Raw genomic sequence first — 20,982 nt, forward strand, 5'->3', positions numbered from 1 at the left:
TACTACAGCAAACCGAGTAAACTTGCGGGCACCAGTAAGTCGGTTAAGCTGCGCGCAATCTCACGCACATTGGTCACGCCAGAGTCATAACAGGCAATGCCATCGCCGGGGAGCAGCACGGGGTTCATTTGTGGCTGCCAAGACTCACGGATCAAGCTGTCCAATGAACGCTCGACGATATCGGTTTGATCCGAGAGCGGATTACGGGTCACCAGTAACACATGGCGACTGGCATTGGTGCTTTGGGCACCGCCAACACAGTTGGCCGCAATAGCACCTGTGAGCAGACGCGTGCCGTAGGGGAAACGTGTCGCTTCGGTATCGACGGCAGATTGCGAGTTACTGCTCGCCGGTTGAGTTAAGTTTGAAATAAACACGCGGATCCCAGGCGCGGTGATCTGCGAAGGGCGCACCAGTTTATCTTCAAAACGGCGGGTACTTGGGACAAAGATTTGATCGCCAGCACTTAAGAGGAAGCGTGGCACTTGGGTGCCGCTAATCACCCCGGATAAATCCAGTAAAAAATGTTGCTGGCCGCGGATCACGCGTACCTGGCGGATCTGGGCGTCGGGTCTAACACCTCCGGATGCGCGAAGGGCGGCGGCTATGGTTCTATCACTGGCCTGATCGCCGCTATGACTTTTATCGTCATCCTTAATTTCGGTATCGGATTTTTGATTGATAAAGTGCTGCCCAGGTTCAAACACTGAACCTAATACTGTCACTTCAATCGGTGCCCAGGCGATGGGGCTGATATTGACGCGCACACTGCTGGCCTGCATCAATTGCTCGCTCACTAAGGTTTGACTTATGCGCTGCTTGAGGGAGGCGATTGTTAAGCCTTGGGCATTGATGGGCGGTAAGTAGGGCAGATAGATTTGACCGTTGGCATCAATCTCGACATCGGCACTGAAATCCTCGCCATGTAAAACGCCTACCCGCAATTTATCACCCACTGAGAGCTGCACATCTAAGCTGGCAGTATCGCTGAATGTGGCGCTAACGTTTTGAACTGCTGTTGGATTAAGACTGATGTTTTCCGTTTGCGCGGTTAACAACTGTTGATCCGCCTGACGCAGATAGGAGGTTTGCGGCCCAAAGTAGTGGCAATATTCTCCGGCCTGTTGCTGACAGAGTTGGTCCTGAGTGGTGCGCTGGGGAGTGACGCAGGCCGTTAACATGCAAATAGAGGCACCTAGGGTTGCTAGGCTCAAGGAAAAACGGCGTTTGCATTCAATCTTGCCTACATGGCGGTGTGATAAGGTTTCCATGATGTCACTCCCTCTTAGCTGATGCTCACGCCCGACTAGTGGCAACTAAAGTGCGCGATGGCTGCGTCTTGATCTTCATAAATACTGAATATCTGATGTAAGCGCGTTAGTTCGATCAGGGCACGCACATGGGCCGAGGGTGATAACAGCAGAATTTCACCATCTTGTTGCTGCGCCCGCTTAAGGGCGGAGATCAGCACCGACAGCCCGCTAGAGTCGATATATTTCACTTGTTCAAGATTGATGATTAAGCGGTTGGTATTCTGCTCCATATGGCGCAATAGTGCGGCTCTATGGGTAGCTGTGTTGGCCATCATCATCTCGGTTGGAAATATCACTAGGCTCGCGTTGTATTTTTCAAGTGGGAAGAATTTCATGATAATCACCTCTGCCTGCCAGTTAGTATTGAAACCGCATCTTCAGACAGCATTTATCAGGCCAAGATTTTTATTGATTAAAATCAGGTGGTTAATTTGCTTATTAACTGGGCGCTATAGTCAGATTTGAAAATGCATTGCAATTTGCAATGGGGATTGTGTAACGCGAAAACCAAACCTAGCGGTTCGCTAGGTTTGATATCGAGTGGGTTTAATGATGACGCATTAAGGTTAATCTTAAGTGTGAGCCAAGCACTGTGGTTTGAAAACGCACCGCATCCATCCAGTTGTACATGATCCACAGGCCACGGCCATGCTCGCTCAGTTGGTTTGGACACTCCTCGAAGGCAACCTTGGGCACTGTGGGGGAATGATCGAGTAAATCGACGACGATACGGTCGTGGTTACAATGCACGATCAACACAATAGGCTCATGGGTATCCTGAGTATGGCTAATCACATTACTTACCGCTTCGAGTACGCAGGTAATCACTTTAAAGCGTTGGCGCTCATGCACATTTTGTATCAGCATAAACTGCTCTAACTCGTCACAGAATGGATGTTGACGCCACTGTTCATGGGTGAGATTAAACTGCAAGCTGTTCATAGGGCCTCCAGAGCCGTATTGGCATAGTTGGCAGATGGGTAAGTAATTAACATCATGGAAATATCATCTTGGGTTGTGCCGCTTTGCCACAGCTTTAAGGCGTGGCTTAGATGGCGCAGCAAGTCTTGGTCGTTTAGGCTGTAGGCATTACGGCACAGGGTTTGTAATCGTTCTAAGCCAAAAAAACCAAATTTAGGGTGTTGGCACTCGTAGGCACCATCGGAAAACAGCAAGAGTCGAGCCCCAGGTGCAAGCCTTATGAGTTGATCTTGATACTGCACGGCGGCGTGGATCCCAAGGGGTAATTCGGTATCAAGAGACAAAGGCGCGCAGTCAGTTTCACTCAGCAGTAACGGCGCAGGATGGCCTGCGCTGCACAGGCGCAGCTCGCCAGTTTGGGTATGGATCTTTCCAAGTAGTAGGGTCACAAAACGGCCAGTATTATCAGGATCGCTCAACTCACGATTGAGCTGATTGACAATCTCCTGCGGCGACAAGCCACGCCAATCGGTTCGCTCTAGCGACAAACGCTGGGCAAGGCTGACACTCTGCAGCGCGGCGGCAACGCCATGGCCGGCGGCATCGATCAGGAAAAAACCAAGTTCACCATCACCCAAATCAAAACACTGATATAAATCCCCGGCAAGGTAATGGGCGGGTTGAAACTCATGGTGTAACTGCCAGCCCCTTGGCAAGGTTTTACTGCGGGGCAACAATTCCCGCTGCACTTTTGCGGCAGAAACTAAATCTTGTTTTAGGGTACTGAGCAAGGCGGATTCCTTAGCTAGCCCTTGCTGTAACAGTTGATTGTTGCGGCTCAGATGGTGCTGCAGCTGCACGATACGCATCGCGGCTAACATTCTGACCTTGAGTAGCTCCGGGTGAAACGGTTTACAGATAAAATCATCGGCGCCGGCTTCAATACCCAGCACTATGTCTGCGGTCTGATTATTAGAAGTTAACAGGATCACAAAGGGCGGTAACTGATGATTTTTAACGATTTGGCACAGCTCAATACCATTCATCTTGGGCATGCGCCAATCGCTGACAATAATATGTACCTCGTTGTGAGCGAGATAATCCACCGCCTCCTGACCATTGCTTAGGCTCTGAACTAACCAACCAAATTGCCTCAATAGCTGTGTGATATAAAGGCGCTCACTGTCCGTATCTTCCACGACCAGCACAGACAAGGTAACGGCTTGCATCGATGACAACGAAGAGAGCGGCATAGTCTGGCTCCGATAATGGCGAATATTCTTCGATAGCAAGAGCTATGCCCATTTAAAAAAAGCCAACTAATTGAGGTTGATACTGCAAAGCATCGCCGAAAAGCGCAGGCTTAAGACTGATTTTTGCCATCTTGTTGCAAAATGCAAAACCCTCATCCATAGTGAGTTTATCTCAGGCAAAATGTTCTCCAAGGTGATTGTTTTTATTGATGGTATTTTTTATGGCACAGGGGTTGCTGATGCAGCATAGGGGCAAAGTGTTTTATGCCCTATATGTAGAATGCATATCATTGAGAAAAGGACATTTAGCATGGCTCAGTTTTCCAGATTGTGCGTCAAGGCAGCGCCTAACAATGCCATAAAATGGCAGCTTATCTATCTGATAATATTCGTAATGGCTTGGGTATCGCCGACTCATGCGCAGGATAGCAATCCCCCTGATACCCCAAAACCGACGCTAGTTTTTGGCGTAGTACCCCAGCAGTCAGCCACTCAACTCGCAAAGCTGTGGCCACCGATCCTCGCCGCCTTATCCGAAAATGCAAATTATCAATTGCAATTTGCAACGGCGCCCGACATTCCCACCTTTGAGCGGCGGCTCAAGGCGGGGGAATACGATATTGCCTACATGAATCCCTACCACTATGTGGTGTTTCATGACAGCCCGGGTTATTTGGCCTTAGCGCGTGAAAAGGATAAAAAGCTCAAAGGCTTGCTTGTGGTGCGCAAGGATTCTCCGATCAAATCGTTAGCCCAATTAGAGGGAAAAACCTTGGCTTTTCCAGCGCCAGCCGCATTTGCAGCCAGTGTGTTACCAAGGGCACATCTGCAGCAGGCCAATCTTAATGTGCAGGTAAAATATGTAGGCTCCCATGACTCAGTATATTTAGCCGTGCTGCAAGGGCTTGTCGATGCGGGGGGCGGTGTGCAGCGCACCTTTAATAATCTGAGCGAGGCGCAAAAACAGCAATTAACAGTATTGTGGCAAACACCGACCTATACGCCCCATGCTATCGCAACGCATCCAAGAGTCTCGGCGGCGCAGCGTCAAATGCTGCTCGAGCGGTTAATGGCACTCTCGACAACAGCGCAGGGCAAAGCCTTATTAGAATCGGTGGACTTTTCAGCATTTACCGCGGCAGAAGATCAAGATTGGGATGATGTCCGCTCGCTCAAACTCGGCTCCTTAACCAAACCGCTCGGGGAGAAATAGTGTGTCGTTTAGACTGAAAACAATTTTAGGGATCGCCTTAATCGAAGGTTTATTACTGTTTTTGCTGGTGTATACCAGCATTAACTACCTTAAGTTGTCTAATCAGTCGCAAATTGAAAAACGGGCCGAAACCACATTAACGCTGTTCTCTGTGGCGGCGCAGGATGCGGTGATCAGTAACGATCTGGCGACATTACATTCGTTAATTCAAGAGCTGTTAAGCCACAGCGAAGTCTTGTATGTAACTGTGTCTGATCAGAGCCGCATTTTGGCCTATGGCGGCGCCGATAAATACATTCAGGTTTCGCATCAAGCGGATAAACATCTGGATCAAGTTAAGGATGGGATCTTCGATCTCGAATATCCCATTGAAGTGAATGGCTATCTGTTTGGCAAAGTGAACATGGGGTTTGAGACCCAGAGCCTTGAAAATCTGGTTAATACGGTGACACAACAGATCCTCTCAATCGCTGGGGTTGAAATGCTGCTGGTGGCCTTGTTTTCATTGCTGCTTGGGCATTACCTCACCGGAAACTTAACTCAGCTAACCAGCGCTTCTAAACGCATTCTCGCGGGCGAGATTGGGGTGAGGGTGCCTGTCAAAGGCAAGGATGAAATCGCCCAGATGACCCGCGCCTTTAACAATATGGTCGATAAAGTCGATGCTAGGACTAAGGCATTAGAGGCGGCAAATATCCGTCTCAATACCATTCTTGAGTCGGCGGTCGATGGCTTTGTGATCATCAATGAATTCGGCATTATTACCGACATCAACCCCGCCGTCAGTCGACTCTTTGGTTATGCCCATAATGAACTGATTGGCCAGAATGTTTCGATTTTTATGCCGTTCGACCAAAGGCCATTGCACGATGGCTACATTCAGCAGTACTTCACGACCCATGTTGCCAAAATCATCGGCACCAGCCGCGAGTTAACGGCGCAACGTAAGGACGGCCAACTATTTCCCATTGCTTTATCCGTGTCGCAAATGAGCATCGATAATCGCGCGATGTTTATCGGTTTAGTCAAAGACTTATCAGAAGCGAAACGCAAAGAAATCGCCGCAGCGAAAACCGAGTCAGTGCTGCTTGCCACCTTAGCGGCGAGCCAAGATTGCTTAATTACCATCGATATGTCGGGCAAAGTCATTGAATTTAACCTCGCGGCCACAAGGTTGTTCGGTTATAGCCGAGAGGAGGCTGTCGGCGCCTTATTGGAGGATTTAATTATCCCCGAAGACAAACATCATGGGCACCAACAGGGGATGGCGCGTTATCGGAAAACGGAGAAAGGCCATATTCTCAATAAACGGGTCGAATTACTCGCGCGCTGCAAGGCGGGAAATCTAATCCCCATTGAGCTTGAGGTGGTGCCGATCCAACTCGGAGATGAAGTGCTGTTTACGGCATTTTTGCGGGATATTTCTGAGCGCAAAGCCAACGAGCAAAAACTGCAGCAGGCAAAGGAACAAGCCGAGCAGGGCAGTAAGGTGAAGTCACGTTTCTTAGCCACCATGAGCCATGAGATCCGCTCACCGCTGAACGCGATTTTAGGCGGGGTGGAATTGTTGCTCGACTCATCCTTAAGCAAAGATCAACGCATTCACGCCAATATCGCGCGGGAAGCGGGCAGTGCTTTGCTGCATACCATTAACGATATTTTGGACTTTTCGAAGATTGAAGCCGGGCAGATGGTGCTCGAGTCCCATGAGTTTGAGCCAGATAAACTGGTCGCTCAAGTGCTGCAAATTCTTGAGCCCAAAGCCTTCGAAAAGGGGTTAGAGCTGGTCAGTTTTGTGAATCGAAATGTGCCAAGAACCGTGGTTGGCGATCAGCAGCGCTTACGCCAAGTGCTGCATAACCTCGTCGATAATGCGATTAAGTTCACTGCATCCGGCACCATCACAGTGGAAATGTGGATCCCCGACAATCACCAAACCGAGGTGCAACTCTATTGCCGTGTCACAGATTCAGGTATTGGTATCTCAGCGGAAGCGCAAAGCAAACTATTCAAAGAATTTAGCCAAGTACACGATACCCATAACACAAACTACAAGGGTACGGGCCTTGGTTTGGCCATCTGTAGCGAGCTTATCACTATGATGGGCGGCACGATTGAGCTGCAAAGTGAACTTGGTCAAGGCAGTCGCTTTACTTTTTATGTGTCTTTGCAATTGCTTGAGGGGAATTTCTGCCACAGTCATTATTTCCCCGCCCATTCTCGGGTTCTGCTCGCTCATCATGATGCAATCTGGCTATCGCTCGTCTCGAAACAATATTCGCAATACGGTGTTGAGACGGTTGAAGTGATGGACTGGCCATCAATAAAACGGGCGAAAAAAATAAAAGGTCAATTCAACCTGATTTTGCTCGACGAAAGTTTCTTTTTGGATGTGAATGAACAGGATGTCAATCGCTTAAGGCAAGCGCATTTAACCGCCGATGGTTCTATGGTGGCCTTGGTATCGGGTATGAGCACCGAAATAACCCATTCGCTCGCTACTTTAGGATTAGATCAAGTCGTCAATAAGCCCCTAAGCCGCGCCATGCAGTTGGCACTCTTGAGTAAAGATGCGCTGGCGAATGAGTTTGAAGAGGAATATGTGGCCCAAGAGAAATTCCAAGGTCATATCCTCCTCGCCGAAGACAGCCCCGCGAACCAAATTATTGCCGGAACCATGCTCACCAAGGCAGGGTTCGATGTCACTTATGCTTGCAATGGGCTTGAAGCGGTTAAGTTGGTCGCCGAAAAGCCCTTCGACCTCGTCTTGATGGATGTGCGTATGCCCGAGATGGATGGGCTCGAGGCCACGGAAGTCATCCTGCAAAATCACCCTGAACAAGTTATTTTGGCGATGTCGGCCAATGTGATGAAAGAAGAGATAGAGCATTGCTATCGAGTCGGGATGAAGGACTTTATCGCTAAGCCCGTCAAACAAAAGACCTTACTGCATGCCATTCAAAAATGGTTGCCCAATGCCGTTGTCAGCTTACAAAACTCACCGAAACCCGCGGAAAATACAGCGAGTTTACTCGATGAGCCGCTCCTTGCGGAGCTTGAACATACCTTAGGTAAAGCGAGTCTATCGAACATGATGGCGATCTTCTGCGATGAATTGGCGCAGCGGCTTAATCAGTTGAGCGAACTCGAATCGACGCAAGTGGACGAGATTGAAGATCAAGCGCACACTCTAAAAAGCAGTTCAGGCAGTTTTGGGGCGACGGCGCTGTTCTTATTAGCTCAGAAATTAGAAGCCTGTGCCCGTCAGCAACAGCTCGGTGCCATTCCCGAGCTGATGGCACAGATTGATGTCCTCGGAAAACAGACTCACAGCCTATTAACGGAACGATTTATTCAATAGGGATAGCTATGAATTATTCAGCATTATTGGTTGAAGACAGTATGTCACTCGGTGCGCTCTATACGGAGTATTTACGCGCGGAGGACATTAACGTAACCCATGTGCATTACGGCGCGGATGCCCTAAAGGAATTATCGAACTGGCAGCCAGATCTGTTAATTCTCGATATTAAGCTGCCGGATATGTCGGGGCTCGACATCCTTAAGCAAGTGCAGCAGAGTCATCCCCATATCAGCACCATTATGATCACTGCCCACGGCAGCATCGATATTGCCATCGATGCGATGCGCTCAGGGGCGTTCGACTTTTTAGTTAAACCCTTCGATGCCAAGCGACTAGCGATAACGGTGCGTAATGCCCTTAAACAAAAGCAATTACTCGAGCTTGTGACTCAGTATGAAAACAGCTTACCAAAAGGGCATTACCAAGGGTTTATCGGCGATTCGCTGGCAATGCAGAGTGTGTACAAAACCATTGATTGTGTCGCCAACAGTAAGGCATCGGTTTTTATTATGGGGGAGAGTGGTACGGGTAAAGAAGTCTGCGCCCAGGCCATTCACCAAGTCGGTAATCGCGCCGACAAACCCTTTATCGCCTTAAACTGCGCATCAATCCCGAAAGAACTGATTGAAAGCGAAATTTTTGGCCACTGCAAAGGGGCATTCACTGGCGCCCATAACAATCGTGATGGCGCCGCGACCCGAGCCGACGGCGGCACCTTGTTCCTCGACGAAATCTGCGAAATGGATTTAGAACTGCAGAGCAAATTACTGCGGTTTATCCAAACGGGGACCTTTCAACGGGTGGGCGGCTCTAAAGAAGAGCATGTGGATATTCGTTTTATCAGTGCCACCAATCGTGAGCCCTGGGAAGAAGTCAAACTTGGGCATTTCCGTGAGGATTTGTTTTATCGCCTGCATGTTATTCCTATCGAACTGCCGCCCCTGCGCGCACGGGGAAATGATGTGCTCTTGCTGGCCAAACAATTATTAAAAACCTACAGCAAAGAAGAAGGTAAAAAGTTTATCGACTTTAATCCTCAGGCTGCAGCCATGTTGCAAGCCTATGATTGGCCTGGAAATGTAAGGCAACTACAGAACGTGATCCGTCAGATTGTGGTACTCAATGACGCAAGCCATGTCGAGCCAAGTATGTTCTCCGCACCGCTAAGGCCGCTAGCACAGCTTCAAACAAAAGTTCAGCTGCAGACTAAGATGCAGGTCGAAACGACAAAACTGGACATTGATACACCCGTTAAAGTCGCGAGCCGCGAATTATTGTCAGAGTCCACGCAAGAGGCGCATTCACATACTGCTGAGCAACAGCGGATCCAACCGCTTTGGTTAACCGAGAAGCAAACGATAGAAGGAGCGATTGCCCTGTGTGATGGTAATGTTCCTAAAGCGGCCGCACTGCTGGACATTAGCCCATCGACCATTTATCGCAAACGCATGACATGGGAAGAACAAGCGGAACGTTCAAGCTAATAAATCGCTGTATTTGAGCCGCTGACACTTGCGTTAAGACAGAGCTTCAACAGATAGCTAAACAATGAGCTTTCGCATTGAACGTCAACAGTGTTTGCGGTTAGGTGTTTATCCTCTTTTGTAGCGCAACCTAGACTCCACTAACCTAGGCTGCGTTAAATCTCAAGTGTGCTAACGTTCAGTGGTTCGCTTTAACTCACAATCGCCCCACTGGATACATCTATTCTCTAATCAATAACTGCGCTTGGTTTTGAAGAAGGCAAGTAGCTGTTTTTGTTTACCCGCTTCAGATAACACATCATGGCAAGCCTTACTGGCGTTGCCGACTCCCACCACGTTTTGATCGACCATTTCAACCGTCGATGAGATATTTCTGGAAATGTCTTCGGTCACGCTGGATTGTTCGCTCGAGGCAGTGGCAACCACGGTATTAACATTAGAAATCGCATTGACGGACGCCGAAATACCTTGGAAAGCACTACGCACTTTTTCCGATACCATTTGTGACTCATCCAATAAACTGGTATTGGCCTTCATATAATGGTCGGCCTTTTCCGCCTGAGACTGTAATTTTGAAATAATTTCTTGAATATCAATTGTGGATTGCTGGGTTTTAGCCGCAAGAGAGCGAACCTCATCGGCAACAACGGCAAAACCGCGACCCGCTTCTCCAGCCCTTGCCGCTTCAATCGCCGCATTAAGTGCCAGTAGGTTGGTTTGTTCGGAAATACTGGTAATCACATCAATAACCGAGCCAATTTCGATGGAATAATCTTTCAACTGATTGACTATGGTGCCTGAATCTCGGATCGCCGCACCAATTTTGACTGAAATATTATCGGACTCGCCGAGGGATTTATTGCCTTCAGAGACATTGCCCATCGCCTCACTGGCACTGGTTTCCGCTTCAGTCGCATTTTTACTCACTTCGAGTGCCGTACTGGACATTTCATTGAGCGCCGTCGCGATTTGTTCTACCTGCACCAACATTTGCTGGGAATTATGCTCAACCTGATTCATGGTGGAGGCGAGTATTTCGGCCGAAATCGCGGTATTATCGGCAACGGTAATTAATTGCTCGGTCATTTCAGAGATTTTATCGGCTGTCTCATTACAGCCCTGGGCCAAAACACCCAATTCATTATTGCCAATATCGGCAATGCGATCCGAAAGATCGCCATTAGCCAATTTCGCCATAAAACTCTGCACGGTTTTAATCGATGTAATAATAAATTTTGAGATAGCCGTCGACGTCACTAACACCAGCAATGACACTATGACCAAAATGAATAACATTATTTTGATCGATTCATCGTAAATCACATCGCCATAGTTGCTTGCGTCCTGCGCGCCTTTGTAATTCAGGTCTGATAATTTCAGCAATAAATCCGAGTATTCGTTATACGCGTCGAGTGATTCCGTCAGCAGCAATTGCTTCGCATCTTCGTTTTTATTTGCCCGTGACAGTATAAGCAGCTTCTGGTGAACGACCAGATATTCCTTATATAAGCGCTGAAAATCATTGAAGATATTTCGTTCTTCATTGCCGCTGATCAGTTGCTCGTAAGTGCGGATAGAGTCATCGATTTGCGTTTTGGTTTTCTCCAGTTCTCGCTCGGTATCTCGCATCTGTCCTTCATCCAGCGAGAGAATATGCCGGGATTCTAATACCCTAAGATCTGCGGTTTGACCGTTGAGTCGCTCGATGACACGCACGGCTGGCAACCAGTCATTGGATATGACGGTGGACTGGTCATTGATGACTTGCATTTTGCTCATTGCCATCATGGTTAACCCTAGAATTGCAATAATTGGAATCGCAAAAGCGCCAAGTAATAGGTGACTGATCTTTAGATTACGCATGTAAACCCCAGCAATGATGATTCTGTTCAAATGTGTTTATCCGACGCCTGAAGCTGGCTTATTCCCTCCATAAATATATAAGCCAGACATTCAACTTTCGCTATGCCAACGGATAATTAATCGCTGAATTAACAGTAGTTATTTGCTGGGTTTTAACGGAGGTAACCTTGGCTAATACATGATTTAAAGTAACAGCGATAAATGTGGGGCAGTGCCAAAGCACACTAGCGCTTTAAGTAGCAGGAAAAATTGGTGCTCACCTAACTGTGTGCCTTCTTACGCAAGGTGATTGTAGAGTTTTTTTCGCAAATGAAACGAATTGCAGAATGATTATCTCACTTAAATAAAGCAATAAACTATGCCAATCAGTTGAGTCACCCGTCTGTGGTTCGTAATCACACGGCACAGACCCATGAGCTAATGGGAGTAATTATGTCAAATCATATCGATAGTCAGCGTATTCAGGCGTTATTAGATCGCGAAGAGATCCGTGCGCTGCGCCAGCACTACAGTAACCTGCTCGACGGTAACAATGCCGAGCGTATGGGCGAAGTCTTTACCGAAGATGCTGAAGTGGTGGTTACCGTTGGGTCAATGCAGGGGTTGCCTGCAATCAAACACAGCCTTGCCGCGGCCTACCAAGAGTTTGATAGTCAGCAACGCGGCCACTTTCCATTTATGCATGCGATAACCAATCACATGATCACGCTGACAAGCGATAACACAGCTACGGGTAGTTGTTACTTACTCGATTTTGTTACAGACCGGCCAAGCGCCCAGCATCCATTTTTGTTGGTAGGGCGATATATTGATGAATATCAGCGTGTAAATGGTGAGTGGCGTATTGCTAAAACGATATTAGATGTCATTTGGCCGCACGCAGAAAGCGATGTAAAAACCAATAAAGACCGATAGGAGGCGGCATGTACGCTAAATTAGATGAAGCGCCTCGCAGTTTTACCCGGGTATTTTCGCCACAGCGGCTAACCATAGGTTTATTAACGCCACTTGAGGCGTATCCTGACTCACCCTTTCCAACATTGGTAGAACATCAGCGTTTGGCACAACTGGCTGAAGAGGCGGGCATCTCCAGTATTTGGCTAAGAGACGTACCGTTTTACGACCCCAACTTTGGTGATGCCGCGCAAATGCTCGACCCCATGGTATATGCAGGATTTCTAGCGGCAGTGACCAAAGAAATTACCCTAGGTACCGCTGGTATTGTACTTCCGCTGCGTGAACCTATAGCGGTCGCAAAACAAGCCGCTTCACTAGATTTGCTTAGCCATCAGCGGTTTGTACTCGGTCTATCAACGGGGGATCGCCCGGTAGAATATCCCGCCTTTGGTGTTGACTATGATGCCCGTGGCGAGCTGTATCGTGAAGCAGTTGAATATATTCGTTATCTGCAGCAGCAATCCTTTCCTCGAGTGCAAACGACCCATTATGGCCAACTGAGTGGCAAGCTCGATTTATATCCTAAAATGACTCAGCGGTTGCCGATGATGGCAGTAGGGCGCTCGAGGCAGCCCATTGAATGGTTAGCCAAAAATGTGGATGCGTGGCTCTGGTCGGTCGATGATGATAACGCCATTACAGATATTATTGCGTCGCTGCAACAGGCTGCGGGTGAGTTGCCTGCGCCCGCTTATGGTTACTCGACCTTTTTTGATTTGGACAAGAATCCAAATGCACCATATCAGCGTTTTTATAATGTGGTGAGTATTGGCCGTAATGCACTCATCGAGAGGTTACGACGTCATCAAGCCTTGGGCGTTCAACATGTAGCACTTAACCTAAAACCCTCATCGCGCCCAGCCACTGAAGTGATTGATGAGCTTGGGAGTTATGTCATTCCAGCGCTGGAAATGCGTTAAGGAAAGGGGGTAGGTCTGGGGCAATGGGTTTGCGAAATCTTATGCCTACATGATTTGGCATTACATCATAGACGGTAGCGCCCATGCTCTTAAGTGGACTTAGTGACAGTTCGGCCTAGTTAAGTTACTCAATATGAATAAGAATGTAATCTTAGGTCAGCGAGGAAACTCATTCTACAATAAACGCTAGCCACTCCGGTAAACTCAAATGACCAAACTGATGACCCAGCAATAAGGCTTCTCATGCGAAAAAATGACCATATGGGCGGTATCAATGCGTTTGTGATGACAGCGCAACATGGCAGTTTTACCGCTGCGGCAGAACGCTTGGGACTGACAAAATCCGCAGTAGGTAAAAGTGTAGCGCGCTTGGAAGAACGGCTAGGGTTAAGCTTGTTTCAACGTTCGACGCGGCGTTTAAGTTTGACTCCTGATGGGGAACGTTATCTTGAAAGCTGTTTGAATGCATTGGAAATTCTTGAACAAGCCGAAGCAGAACTCACCTCCCACATTAGCCGTCCTTCTGGCCGATTACGTATTGATTTACCCGCAGCTTATGGCCGCAAGCGTATCTTGCCTTTGCTATTGGAGATGACGCAGCAGTTCCCTGAGTTGAGCTTAACTGTGACATTCAGCGAGCGCTTTGTCGATTTGATTGAAGAGGGGATCGATCTCGTGGTACGTATCGGCGAGTTGGCAGACAGTAGCGGCTTAATTGCGCGGCGATTAACCTCACAAAAGTTAGTGATCTGCGCGTCGCCCAATTATCTAAAGCGCGTTGGTGCACCGCAAAAACTAGAAGATTTACAACAACATCAATGTATTGTTGGCTTTCGCCGTGGGCAACCCATCTCTTGGCTACTGAAACAACTGACTGGCGAAGTGGCTCGATACACGCCGCCACCGACCCATGAATTATCCGATGGCGATGCTATGCTATCGGCAGTGCTTGCTGGCTGTGGTTTATCGCAATTACCCTTGTGGTTGGTGGGAGAAGAACTGTGCCAAGGAAATCTTTGTGAGGTGCTCGAGGGACATTCTGGTGGAGAAATGCCAATCCATGCTTTATGGCCTAAAAATCGCCAAATGTTGCCCAAGATACGGCATGTTGTCGATATGCTGATCGATGCGAGTCAACGTGGGGTGCTTGATTAACGTTGAACGCCAGTCGCTTAATACCAGTCATTTTAATAGCGTGGTTAAATAGGCTGTGACCGTTTGAGAGCTAAGCTGAGATCCAAGTTGATAGCAATAAGTAGGATGCTTTACAGAAAATAAAAGCTCTATCCTGTGTTTAAGATCGAGCTTTTAATTATGTTAGTTAACAGACAATCCGTTAATCCGCTTTAGCTGAATCAATACTTGCCGATGATATCGGCTGCCAACCACCACCTAATGCCTTAAACAGATCGACCTGTGCGTTGGTTAACGCGACTTGCGACTCAGCATTTGCAGCGCGGCTATCAAGCATGTTGCGCTGACTCACCAACAACTGCACATGGGCAATCGCTCCCACATCAAAGCGAGCTTTATCGAGCGTGTAAGCACGGTTAGCTTGTTGTTCTGCACGTGCTAACGCCTGTTGCTGCTCGGTCACCGCGTTTAACGAGGTCAATGCTTGCTCCACTTCTTTTAGCGCGTTTAACACCTGCGCATCAAAGCTCGCTACCGAAGCATCTGCTTGGGCTTTTGCTTGAGTTAAACGTGCTCTTGCCGCTGAAGTGTTTGGAAAATTCCACGAAATGAGTGGCCCAATACCATAACTAAAGCTATCGCTGCCTTTGATTACATCGTTATGCAGATAGTTGGCCGATGCGCCTAACGTGATACGTGGATACAGATCAGCGGTGGCCACGCCAACACGGGCGATATCCGCCGCCAACGCCTGTTCCGCTTGGCGCAGATCGGGCCTACGACGCAGTAGCTCTGAACCATCACCCACGGGCAACGCCAGCGACACGCTCGGTGGTAACCGACAATCTTGTAAGTTAGCGGGGGCTTCAGCTGGCGTTACCCCCAGCAGCGCTGCTAGCTCAAACAGCGCATTCTGCTTTGCTGCCTGCGCCATCGGAAGCTGCGACTTCACGGTTTCCACTACTGATTCAGCACTGGCGAGCGCAGATTCGGTCACTTTGCCTGCTTGCCACTGTGCCGCCACGATGTCCCGCTGCTGTAGGCTGTTAGCGAGTGAGTCTTGGACCACTTGTAACTGATTGCCGTAGGCACACAGATTGAGGTAAGCGCGGGTCGTCTGCGCCGCAACGGTGACTCGCACTAAATCGCGTGCGGCTAGCTCCGCAGCGACATCGGCATTGGCCGCATCAATGGCTTGGCTGATGCGGCCCCAAAAGTCCGCTTCCCATGCCACTGACAAGCCAGTCGACTCCGTCCATTGTTCATCCGTGACCGTTGGCTCGGCATCGCCATAACTGGCGCCGCCGGATAGGTTAGTCGATGGCAATCTGTCTGATTTTGACTGTTTTAGCACGGCTTGCGCACGGCGAAGATTTGCCTCTGCAACGCGTAGATCATTGTTGGCACTTAGCGCCTGTGTCACTAGCTGGTTTAAGCGCGGGTCGTGGTACAGCTGCCACCAATCATTTGGCAAGGGTTGCACCGATTCTTGGCCATCAACAAGGCTGACAAACTCGCCGACATTAACCGCGTGCGGTGCGTAATCTTGTGGATTAGGCGCAGTGCTGCATGCATTAAGCACGAGCGGTAGCAATAACGCTAACGGACGCAGCTTATGAGCTGAATGTAACTTAACCATGGGCCACCTCCGTGGTGTTATCAGTTGTGGCAACATCGTGATGTTGGTCATGTTGGTGATTCGCTGCCAGCAGGGTGTAAATCGTTGGCAGCACAAACAAGGTAAACAGCGTACCGATCAACATGCCCATCACGACCACAATACCGATAGCGAAACGGCTCGCCGCGCCCGCGCCAGCGGCAAATAGCAACGGTACTAAACCCGCCACCATGGCCGCTGTCGTCATCAATACGGGTCGCATCCGCACAGCCGCAGCGTGACGAATGGCGTCTAGCTTGCTCATCTTCTCGTGCAACTGCATATCGTTAGCGAACGACACCATCAAAATCCCGTGTTTTGAGATCAAACCAATCAGTGTCACAAGCCCAATCTGGGTGTAGATGTTGAGCGTAGTAAAGCCAAGATAAATAGGCACTAATGCACCACAAACTGCCAGTGGCACAGTCACCAGAATGACCAAGGGATCGCGAAAGCTCTCAAACTGCGCTGCCAGTACCAAGAAAATCACAATCAAGGCAAAGGCGAACGACACGGTCAAGCGGTTGCCTTCATGCACAAATTGGCGACTGTTAGACAGCCAATCGACTGTGGTGCCATCTGGCAACGCTTGCTGCTGTAAGAAGCTTACGGCTTGACCCATGGTGACGCCCGGCATCAATACCGCAGAGAGTGTCGCAGAGTTCATCTGGTTGAATTGCGGCAGTTTGTTCGGTTGCGGTTTAATCTCAACGCTAACCACAGTTGATAACGGCACTAACTTACCAGCGCCAGTACGCACGTAGTAATTACCAAGATTATCTGGTGTGAGGCGTTCAGTTTGTGGCACTTGCGTGATCACATCATATGAGCGATCAAACCAGTTAAAGCGGTTGATGTAGTTCTCACCAACCAAAATAGCCAGCGTATCAGCGATTTCGGCCATGCTGATCCCGAGTTCACCAGCTTTATCGCGGTCGATATCAATATGGGCTTCGGCGCTATCAAAAGCTAAATCGCTATCAACGAAGGCAAATAAACCACTGCCATAAGCCGCACCTTTAAGCCCCATCAGTGTTTGGTACAGTTCACCAAATTCACCGGAGGAGCGGATCACCATCTGTACCGGCAAACCACCAGTCGACGCTGGCAACGGACTGTCTTGGAATAGCGAGGTATACACGCCATCCACGCCTGCGGTCATGCCCGCTAATTGGCCTTGGATTTCGTCGGCGCTACGCTCACGCTCTGACCATTCTTTGAGAATGACGCCGCCAAAGCCCACGTTAGCTTCATCGTTGGCAATGGCAAAGAAACTGCGTTCAAATTCAGGTAAGTCTTGGAATAGCTTGTCTACTTGGGTGCTGTATTTGGCTGTGTAGTCTACGTTGGCATATTGCGGCCCTTTGGTTTGCGCGAAGATGTAACCCATATCTTCGGCGGGCGCCAACTCACGTTTCGCACCACTGAACAATACGCCAATCGCCGCCAGAATGACCACACCGACCAGCAGCACGGCAGGGCGCGACACTAAGGTTTTATCCAGTAGTTTGACGTAACGGGTGGTGAGGCCTTCCATGTAACGCTCAATCCACTGCGCCAATTTCGATTCGGATTGACGCGATTCCAATAACTTGCCACTCATCATTGGCGAGAGGGTTAGTGCCACCACGCCGGAGACGATCACAGAGCCTGCGAGGGTAAAGGCAAACTCACGGAATAGGGCGCCGGTCAAACCGCCCATCATGCCGATAGGTGCATACACAGCGGCGAGAGTGATGGTCATGGCGATAACTGGCCCAACAATTTCGCGTGCGCCTTTAAGGGCGGCGTTAAAGGGGGATAATCCTTCCTCAATATGACGGTGAATGTTTTCTACCACCACAATCGCGTCATCCACCACCAGACCAATCGCCAACACCATCGCCAGTAAGGTCAGTAGATTCAGCGAGAAGCCAAAGGCTAACATCAGTGCGGCAGTACCGAGCAATGACAGTGGAATGGTAACGATGGGAATAATGACCGCGCGGAACGTACCGAGGAATAGGAAAATGACCACCACCACGATGGCAATCGCTTCAACCAGCGTATGGGCGACTTCCTCGATAGAGGCATCGACGAAATGCGCCACATCGAACTGGCTAATCACTTCTAAGCCGGGCGGAGCAACTTTCTGCATATCATCAATCAAGTCATTGATCTGAGCTACGATATCCAGCGGGTTGCCGTCAGGCGTTGGTGAAATCGCCACAGATACCGCGCGGCGGTTAGAGGCCAGCATGGCGGAATCGTAGTTTTGCCCACCAAGTTCGACGGTTGCCACATCCTGTAGGCGCACAACACCTTGGTTGCCTTGCTTGAGCACCATCTGGCGGAAGGCATCGACGCTGCGTAGGTCGGTGCCCGCGGTGATATTTAATGCAGTGGCGTCGCCTTTTAATTGTCCCGGTGATGCTTGGATATTGTTGCTACGCAAGGCGCTGGCAACATCGCTCGCCGTCATTCCTCGGGCGGCCAGTTTGACTGGGTCGACCCAAATACGCATGGCGAATGATGCGCCGCCAACGACGTTAGCCGATGCGACACCAGGAACCGAAGTAATCAGTGGTTGTGCCACACGGGAGATAAAGTCAGCAATTTGTGGCGGTGACAAGGTGTCACTGACAAACGCCAGATATTGAATGGCTGAGGCACCATCGGTAATTTTGGCGATCACTGGATCGGTCACGCCTTCAGGCAGACGATATTTTACCGTTTGCACTTTGGACAGAATTTCAGTCATAGAGCGGTCCGCATCGGCATTGAGCACCAATTTGGCCGAGATATGACTTTTACCTTGGCTTGAGGTCGAGGTGATGTACTCGATGCCACTTGCGGTAGAAATGGCTTGGGCAATCGGTGTGGTCACAAAACCTTGCATCATGTCCTGCGTGGCACCGGGTAACGCGGTATCAATGGTAATCGTGGCGCTTTCCATCTGCGGATACTGGCGGATGGGCAGGTTATAGGTGGCGCTGATCCCAATCAGCAGGATCATCAAACTGACGACGATCGATAATATCGGCCGCCGAATAAAGAGGTCGGTAAAGTGCATAGTGCTTACTCTCCTGCGGCCAGTAGATTTTGTACTACAACGTCAGCACCGGGTTGCACGCGGTTTTGGCCAGTCACGACAATCACGTCACCCGCTTGAATACCACTGGTGATTTGAATGCGATTGTCGATGCGTTTACCAATCTCCACCGCAACGATATCGGCTTTGCCTTGTTTGGCGTTATCGCCCCGAACCACCACCATGCTGTAGCCTTGGGCTGAGGTTTGTACGGCCGTAGCAGGGACCACTATGGTGTTTTGTTCGGCGGGTAATTGCAGCGCTGCATTGACGTACATACCGGGGCGTAGCAGTTGCTCGGCATTATTAAACTCACCCTGTACGCGAATGTTACGGGTATCGCTGTCTAGTTGCGGTTCAACGGCATGAACCTTAGCGCTGAATTGCTGCTGCGGATAGACATCGCTGCTGAGCATAATGTCGCCGCCCACCTTAATGGCGGCAAAGTTTTGCTGTGGCAGGGTAAATTCCACATACAACTTATCGAGCGCGGTCAGTGTGACAGCCGCTGCACCGGGATTGATGTATTCACCAAGGTCAATTTGGCGGATCCCTAACTCACCAGCAAACGGGGCTAAGATCTGCTTTTGGCGCAGTTGTGCTTGTGCGGCTTGCACATCGGCTTGCGCTTGGACAAATGCCGATTGACGCTCTTGCAACACATCCAATGATTCTGCACCTGATGGGGCTAATTGCTGCGAGCGCGCCAGTTGATGCTTGGCATATGCGAGGCGCGCCTGCGCCGCTTGCAGTGCGGCTTGCTCGGGGCCGTTATATAACTCCACCAGTAGCTGCTGTGGTTTAACGTGTTCACCCGAGTGAAACTTAATCGCATCTACGCGCCCAGCTACATCAGCGGATAAGGTCACTTGCTGCACCGCGGTTAACTCACCGACAGCAGTCAATTGCATAGGTAACGGCCCCGCAGTGACTTGCATTGCACTGACTGGCACAGTTTGCGGCTGCCAATGGCTTTGGTGACCCGCGAGGTAGGCCTTCCAGTAATAAACGCCACCTAACACTAGGGCGAGAAAAACCGCCGTGATAAGCAATGTGGTTTTTAAGTGCTGGTTGTCTTCGACAGGGGCAGGAGGCAGTTGAACGCCATTACTCATGCTGGCCTCCCAATGCGAAAGAAATAGTCAAAGAATCAATACTGCTTGCGAATAAAAAGTCATGACGAAGGGAAGAATTGTTACCCATGTCGGCTCCTGAATAAGTTGTCAGAGATGAATAAACGCTTGATTGCGTTAACCGACGCGAATAATATTTCCTCAAGTATACTTGAGGTCAATAAGGAATTTTACATCATGGATAACACCGGAGCTTTGTCTGTGGGTGAAGTAGCCAAACGCAGCGGTGTCGCCGTATCTGCGCTGCATTTTTATGAAACCAAAGGGTTGATCACTAGTACACGTAATGGTGGAAATCAGCGTCGCTATGAGCGAAGTGTCCTACGCCGAATTGCTATTATCCGTGTTGCACAGCAGGCTGGACTCCCTCTACACGAAATTAAAGCGCACCTCGACACCTTGCCTAATAGCGCTATTTCAGCAAAGGAATGGAGTGAACTCAGCAAAGAGTGGCACGCGATGCTCACTAAACGTATACAAACATTGATAATGCTTCGAGATAAAATGGAAGGTTGTATCGGCTGTGGCTGTTTATCACTCAGTGACTGTCCGCTTAGAAACCCTGACGATGAGTTGGCAAAAGAAGGCCCGGGTGCACACCTACTCGATGATCTTTGATTCAAAGGCTCATGCTTGGTTAAATGGTGATTGTCGCGAGTATCAGCACAATGGATTAAAAGAAACGACCCTAATGGGTCGT

Annotated in this window: 15 protein-coding genes; 7 read left to right on the top strand and 8 right to left on the bottom strand. The window is 49.4% G+C overall.

Annotated features, from left to right (window positions below; translation table 11 throughout):
- Positions 1-2: 2 nt before the first annotated feature.
- The 4 genes from K0H60_RS10205 to K0H60_RS10220 form a co-directional block, all read right to left on the bottom strand.
- A complete protein-coding gene (locus K0H60_RS10205; protein WP_220058082.1) occupies positions 3-1,271 on the bottom strand; it encodes a polysaccharide biosynthesis/export family protein in 1,269 nt (422 codons plus the stop codon).
- Between the two features lie 35 nt (positions 1,272-1,306).
- Positions 1,307-1,648: an STAS domain-containing protein gene (locus K0H60_RS10210; RefSeq protein WP_086904305.1), complete on the bottom strand. Its 342-nt coding sequence runs from the start codon at positions 1,646-1,648 to the stop codon at positions 1,307-1,309.
- 211 nt (positions 1,649-1,859) lie between these two features.
- The gene (locus K0H60_RS10215) at positions 1,860-2,255 is read right to left on the bottom strand and encodes an ATP-binding protein (protein WP_220058083.1); all 396 of its coding nucleotides are present in this window, start codon (positions 2,253-2,255) and stop codon (positions 1,860-1,862) included.
- On the bottom strand, positions 2,252-3,487 hold the full coding sequence (locus K0H60_RS10220; RefSeq protein WP_220058084.1) for a PP2C family protein-serine/threonine phosphatase: 1,236 nt from the start codon (positions 3,485-3,487) through the stop codon (positions 2,252-2,254). Before K0H60_RS10220 ends, K0H60_RS10215 begins: the two co-directional genes overlap by 4 nt.
- A gap of 310 nt (positions 3,488-3,797) precedes the next feature.
- Between K0H60_RS10220 and K0H60_RS10225 the strand changes: the two genes are divergently transcribed.
- The 3 genes from K0H60_RS10225 to K0H60_RS10235 are packed head-to-tail and all read left to right on the top strand — an operon-like array spanning position 3,798 to position 9,548.
- Positions 3,798-4,700 carry a phosphate/phosphite/phosphonate ABC transporter substrate-binding protein gene (locus K0H60_RS10225; protein ID WP_220058085.1) on the top strand — a complete coding sequence of 301 codons (903 nt, stop codon included), beginning with the start codon at positions 3,798-3,800 and terminating at the stop codon, positions 4,698-4,700.
- 1 nt (position 4,701) lies between these two features.
- A complete protein-coding gene (locus K0H60_RS10230; protein WP_220058086.1) occupies positions 4,702-8,061 on the top strand; it encodes a PAS domain S-box protein in 3,360 nt (1,119 codons plus the stop codon).
- An 8-nt stretch (positions 8,062-8,069) separates the two neighbouring features.
- Entirely contained in the window at positions 8,070-9,548 is a 1,479-nt protein-coding gene (locus tag K0H60_RS10235; protein WP_220058087.1) for a sigma-54-dependent transcriptional regulator, read from the top strand.
- Positions 9,549-9,779: 231 nt separating this feature from the next.
- On the opposite strand, the gene K0H60_RS10240 is transcribed toward K0H60_RS10235, so the two are convergent.
- Positions 9,780-11,411, bottom strand: a complete 1,632-nt coding sequence (locus K0H60_RS10240) for a methyl-accepting chemotaxis protein (protein WP_220058088.1) — start codon at positions 11,409-11,411, stop codon at positions 9,780-9,782.
- Positions 11,412-11,843: 432 nt separating this feature from the next.
- Here K0H60_RS10240 and K0H60_RS10245 point away from each other — a divergent pair, with 432 nt between their 5' ends.
- The 3 genes from K0H60_RS10245 to K0H60_RS10255 all read left to right on the top strand — a co-directional run bounded on the left by K0H60_RS10245 (position 11,844) and on the right by K0H60_RS10255 (position 14,443).
- On the top strand, positions 11,844-12,326 hold the full coding sequence (locus K0H60_RS10245) for a nuclear transport factor 2 family protein (protein WP_220058089.1): 483 nt from the start codon (positions 11,844-11,846) through the stop codon (positions 12,324-12,326).
- Between the two features lie 8 nt (positions 12,327-12,334).
- Positions 12,335-13,288 carry a TIGR03571 family LLM class oxidoreductase gene (locus tag K0H60_RS10250; RefSeq protein WP_220058090.1) on the top strand — a complete coding sequence of 318 codons (954 nt, stop codon included), beginning with the start codon at positions 12,335-12,337 and terminating at the stop codon, positions 13,286-13,288.
- 243 nt (positions 13,289-13,531) lie between these two features.
- The gene (locus tag K0H60_RS10255) at positions 13,532-14,443 is read left to right on the top strand and encodes a LysR family transcriptional regulator (RefSeq protein WP_220058091.1); all 912 of its coding nucleotides are present in this window, start codon (positions 13,532-13,534) and stop codon (positions 14,441-14,443) included.
- Between the two features lie 181 nt (positions 14,444-14,624).
- Here K0H60_RS10255 and K0H60_RS10260 read toward each other — a convergent pair whose 3' ends face one another.
- Genes K0H60_RS10260 through K0H60_RS10270 form a run of 3 tightly spaced genes read right to left on the bottom strand, consistent with a single transcriptional unit; the run spans position 14,625 to position 20,264 of the window.
- Positions 14,625-16,061, bottom strand: a complete 1,437-nt coding sequence (locus tag K0H60_RS10260; RefSeq protein ID WP_220058092.1) for an efflux transporter outer membrane subunit — start codon at positions 16,059-16,061, stop codon at positions 14,625-14,627.
- Positions 16,054-19,131 carry an efflux RND transporter permease subunit gene (locus K0H60_RS10265; RefSeq protein ID WP_220058093.1) on the bottom strand — a complete coding sequence of 1,026 codons (3,078 nt, stop codon included), beginning with the start codon at positions 19,129-19,131 and terminating at the stop codon, positions 16,054-16,056. The genes K0H60_RS10260 and K0H60_RS10265 overlap by 8 nt, the downstream gene beginning before the upstream one ends.
- A 5-nt stretch (positions 19,132-19,136) precedes the next feature.
- Entirely contained in the window at positions 19,137-20,264 is a 1,128-nt protein-coding gene (locus K0H60_RS10270) for an efflux RND transporter periplasmic adaptor subunit (protein WP_220058094.1), read from the bottom strand.
- 195 nt (positions 20,265-20,459) lie between these two features.
- Here K0H60_RS10270 and soxR point away from each other — a divergent pair, with 195 nt between their 5' ends.
- Positions 20,460-20,900 (top strand): redox-sensitive transcriptional activator SoxR, encoded by a 441-nt coding sequence (soxR, locus tag K0H60_RS10275; protein ID WP_086904318.1) that lies wholly within the window; start codon positions 20,460-20,462, stop codon positions 20,898-20,900.
- Positions 20,901-20,982 lie beyond the last annotated feature (82 nt).

This window comes from Shewanella mangrovisoli (genome assembly GCF_019457635.1).
GTDB classification, from domain to species: Bacteria; Pseudomonadota; Gammaproteobacteria; order Enterobacterales; family Shewanellaceae; genus Shewanella; species Shewanella mangrovisoli.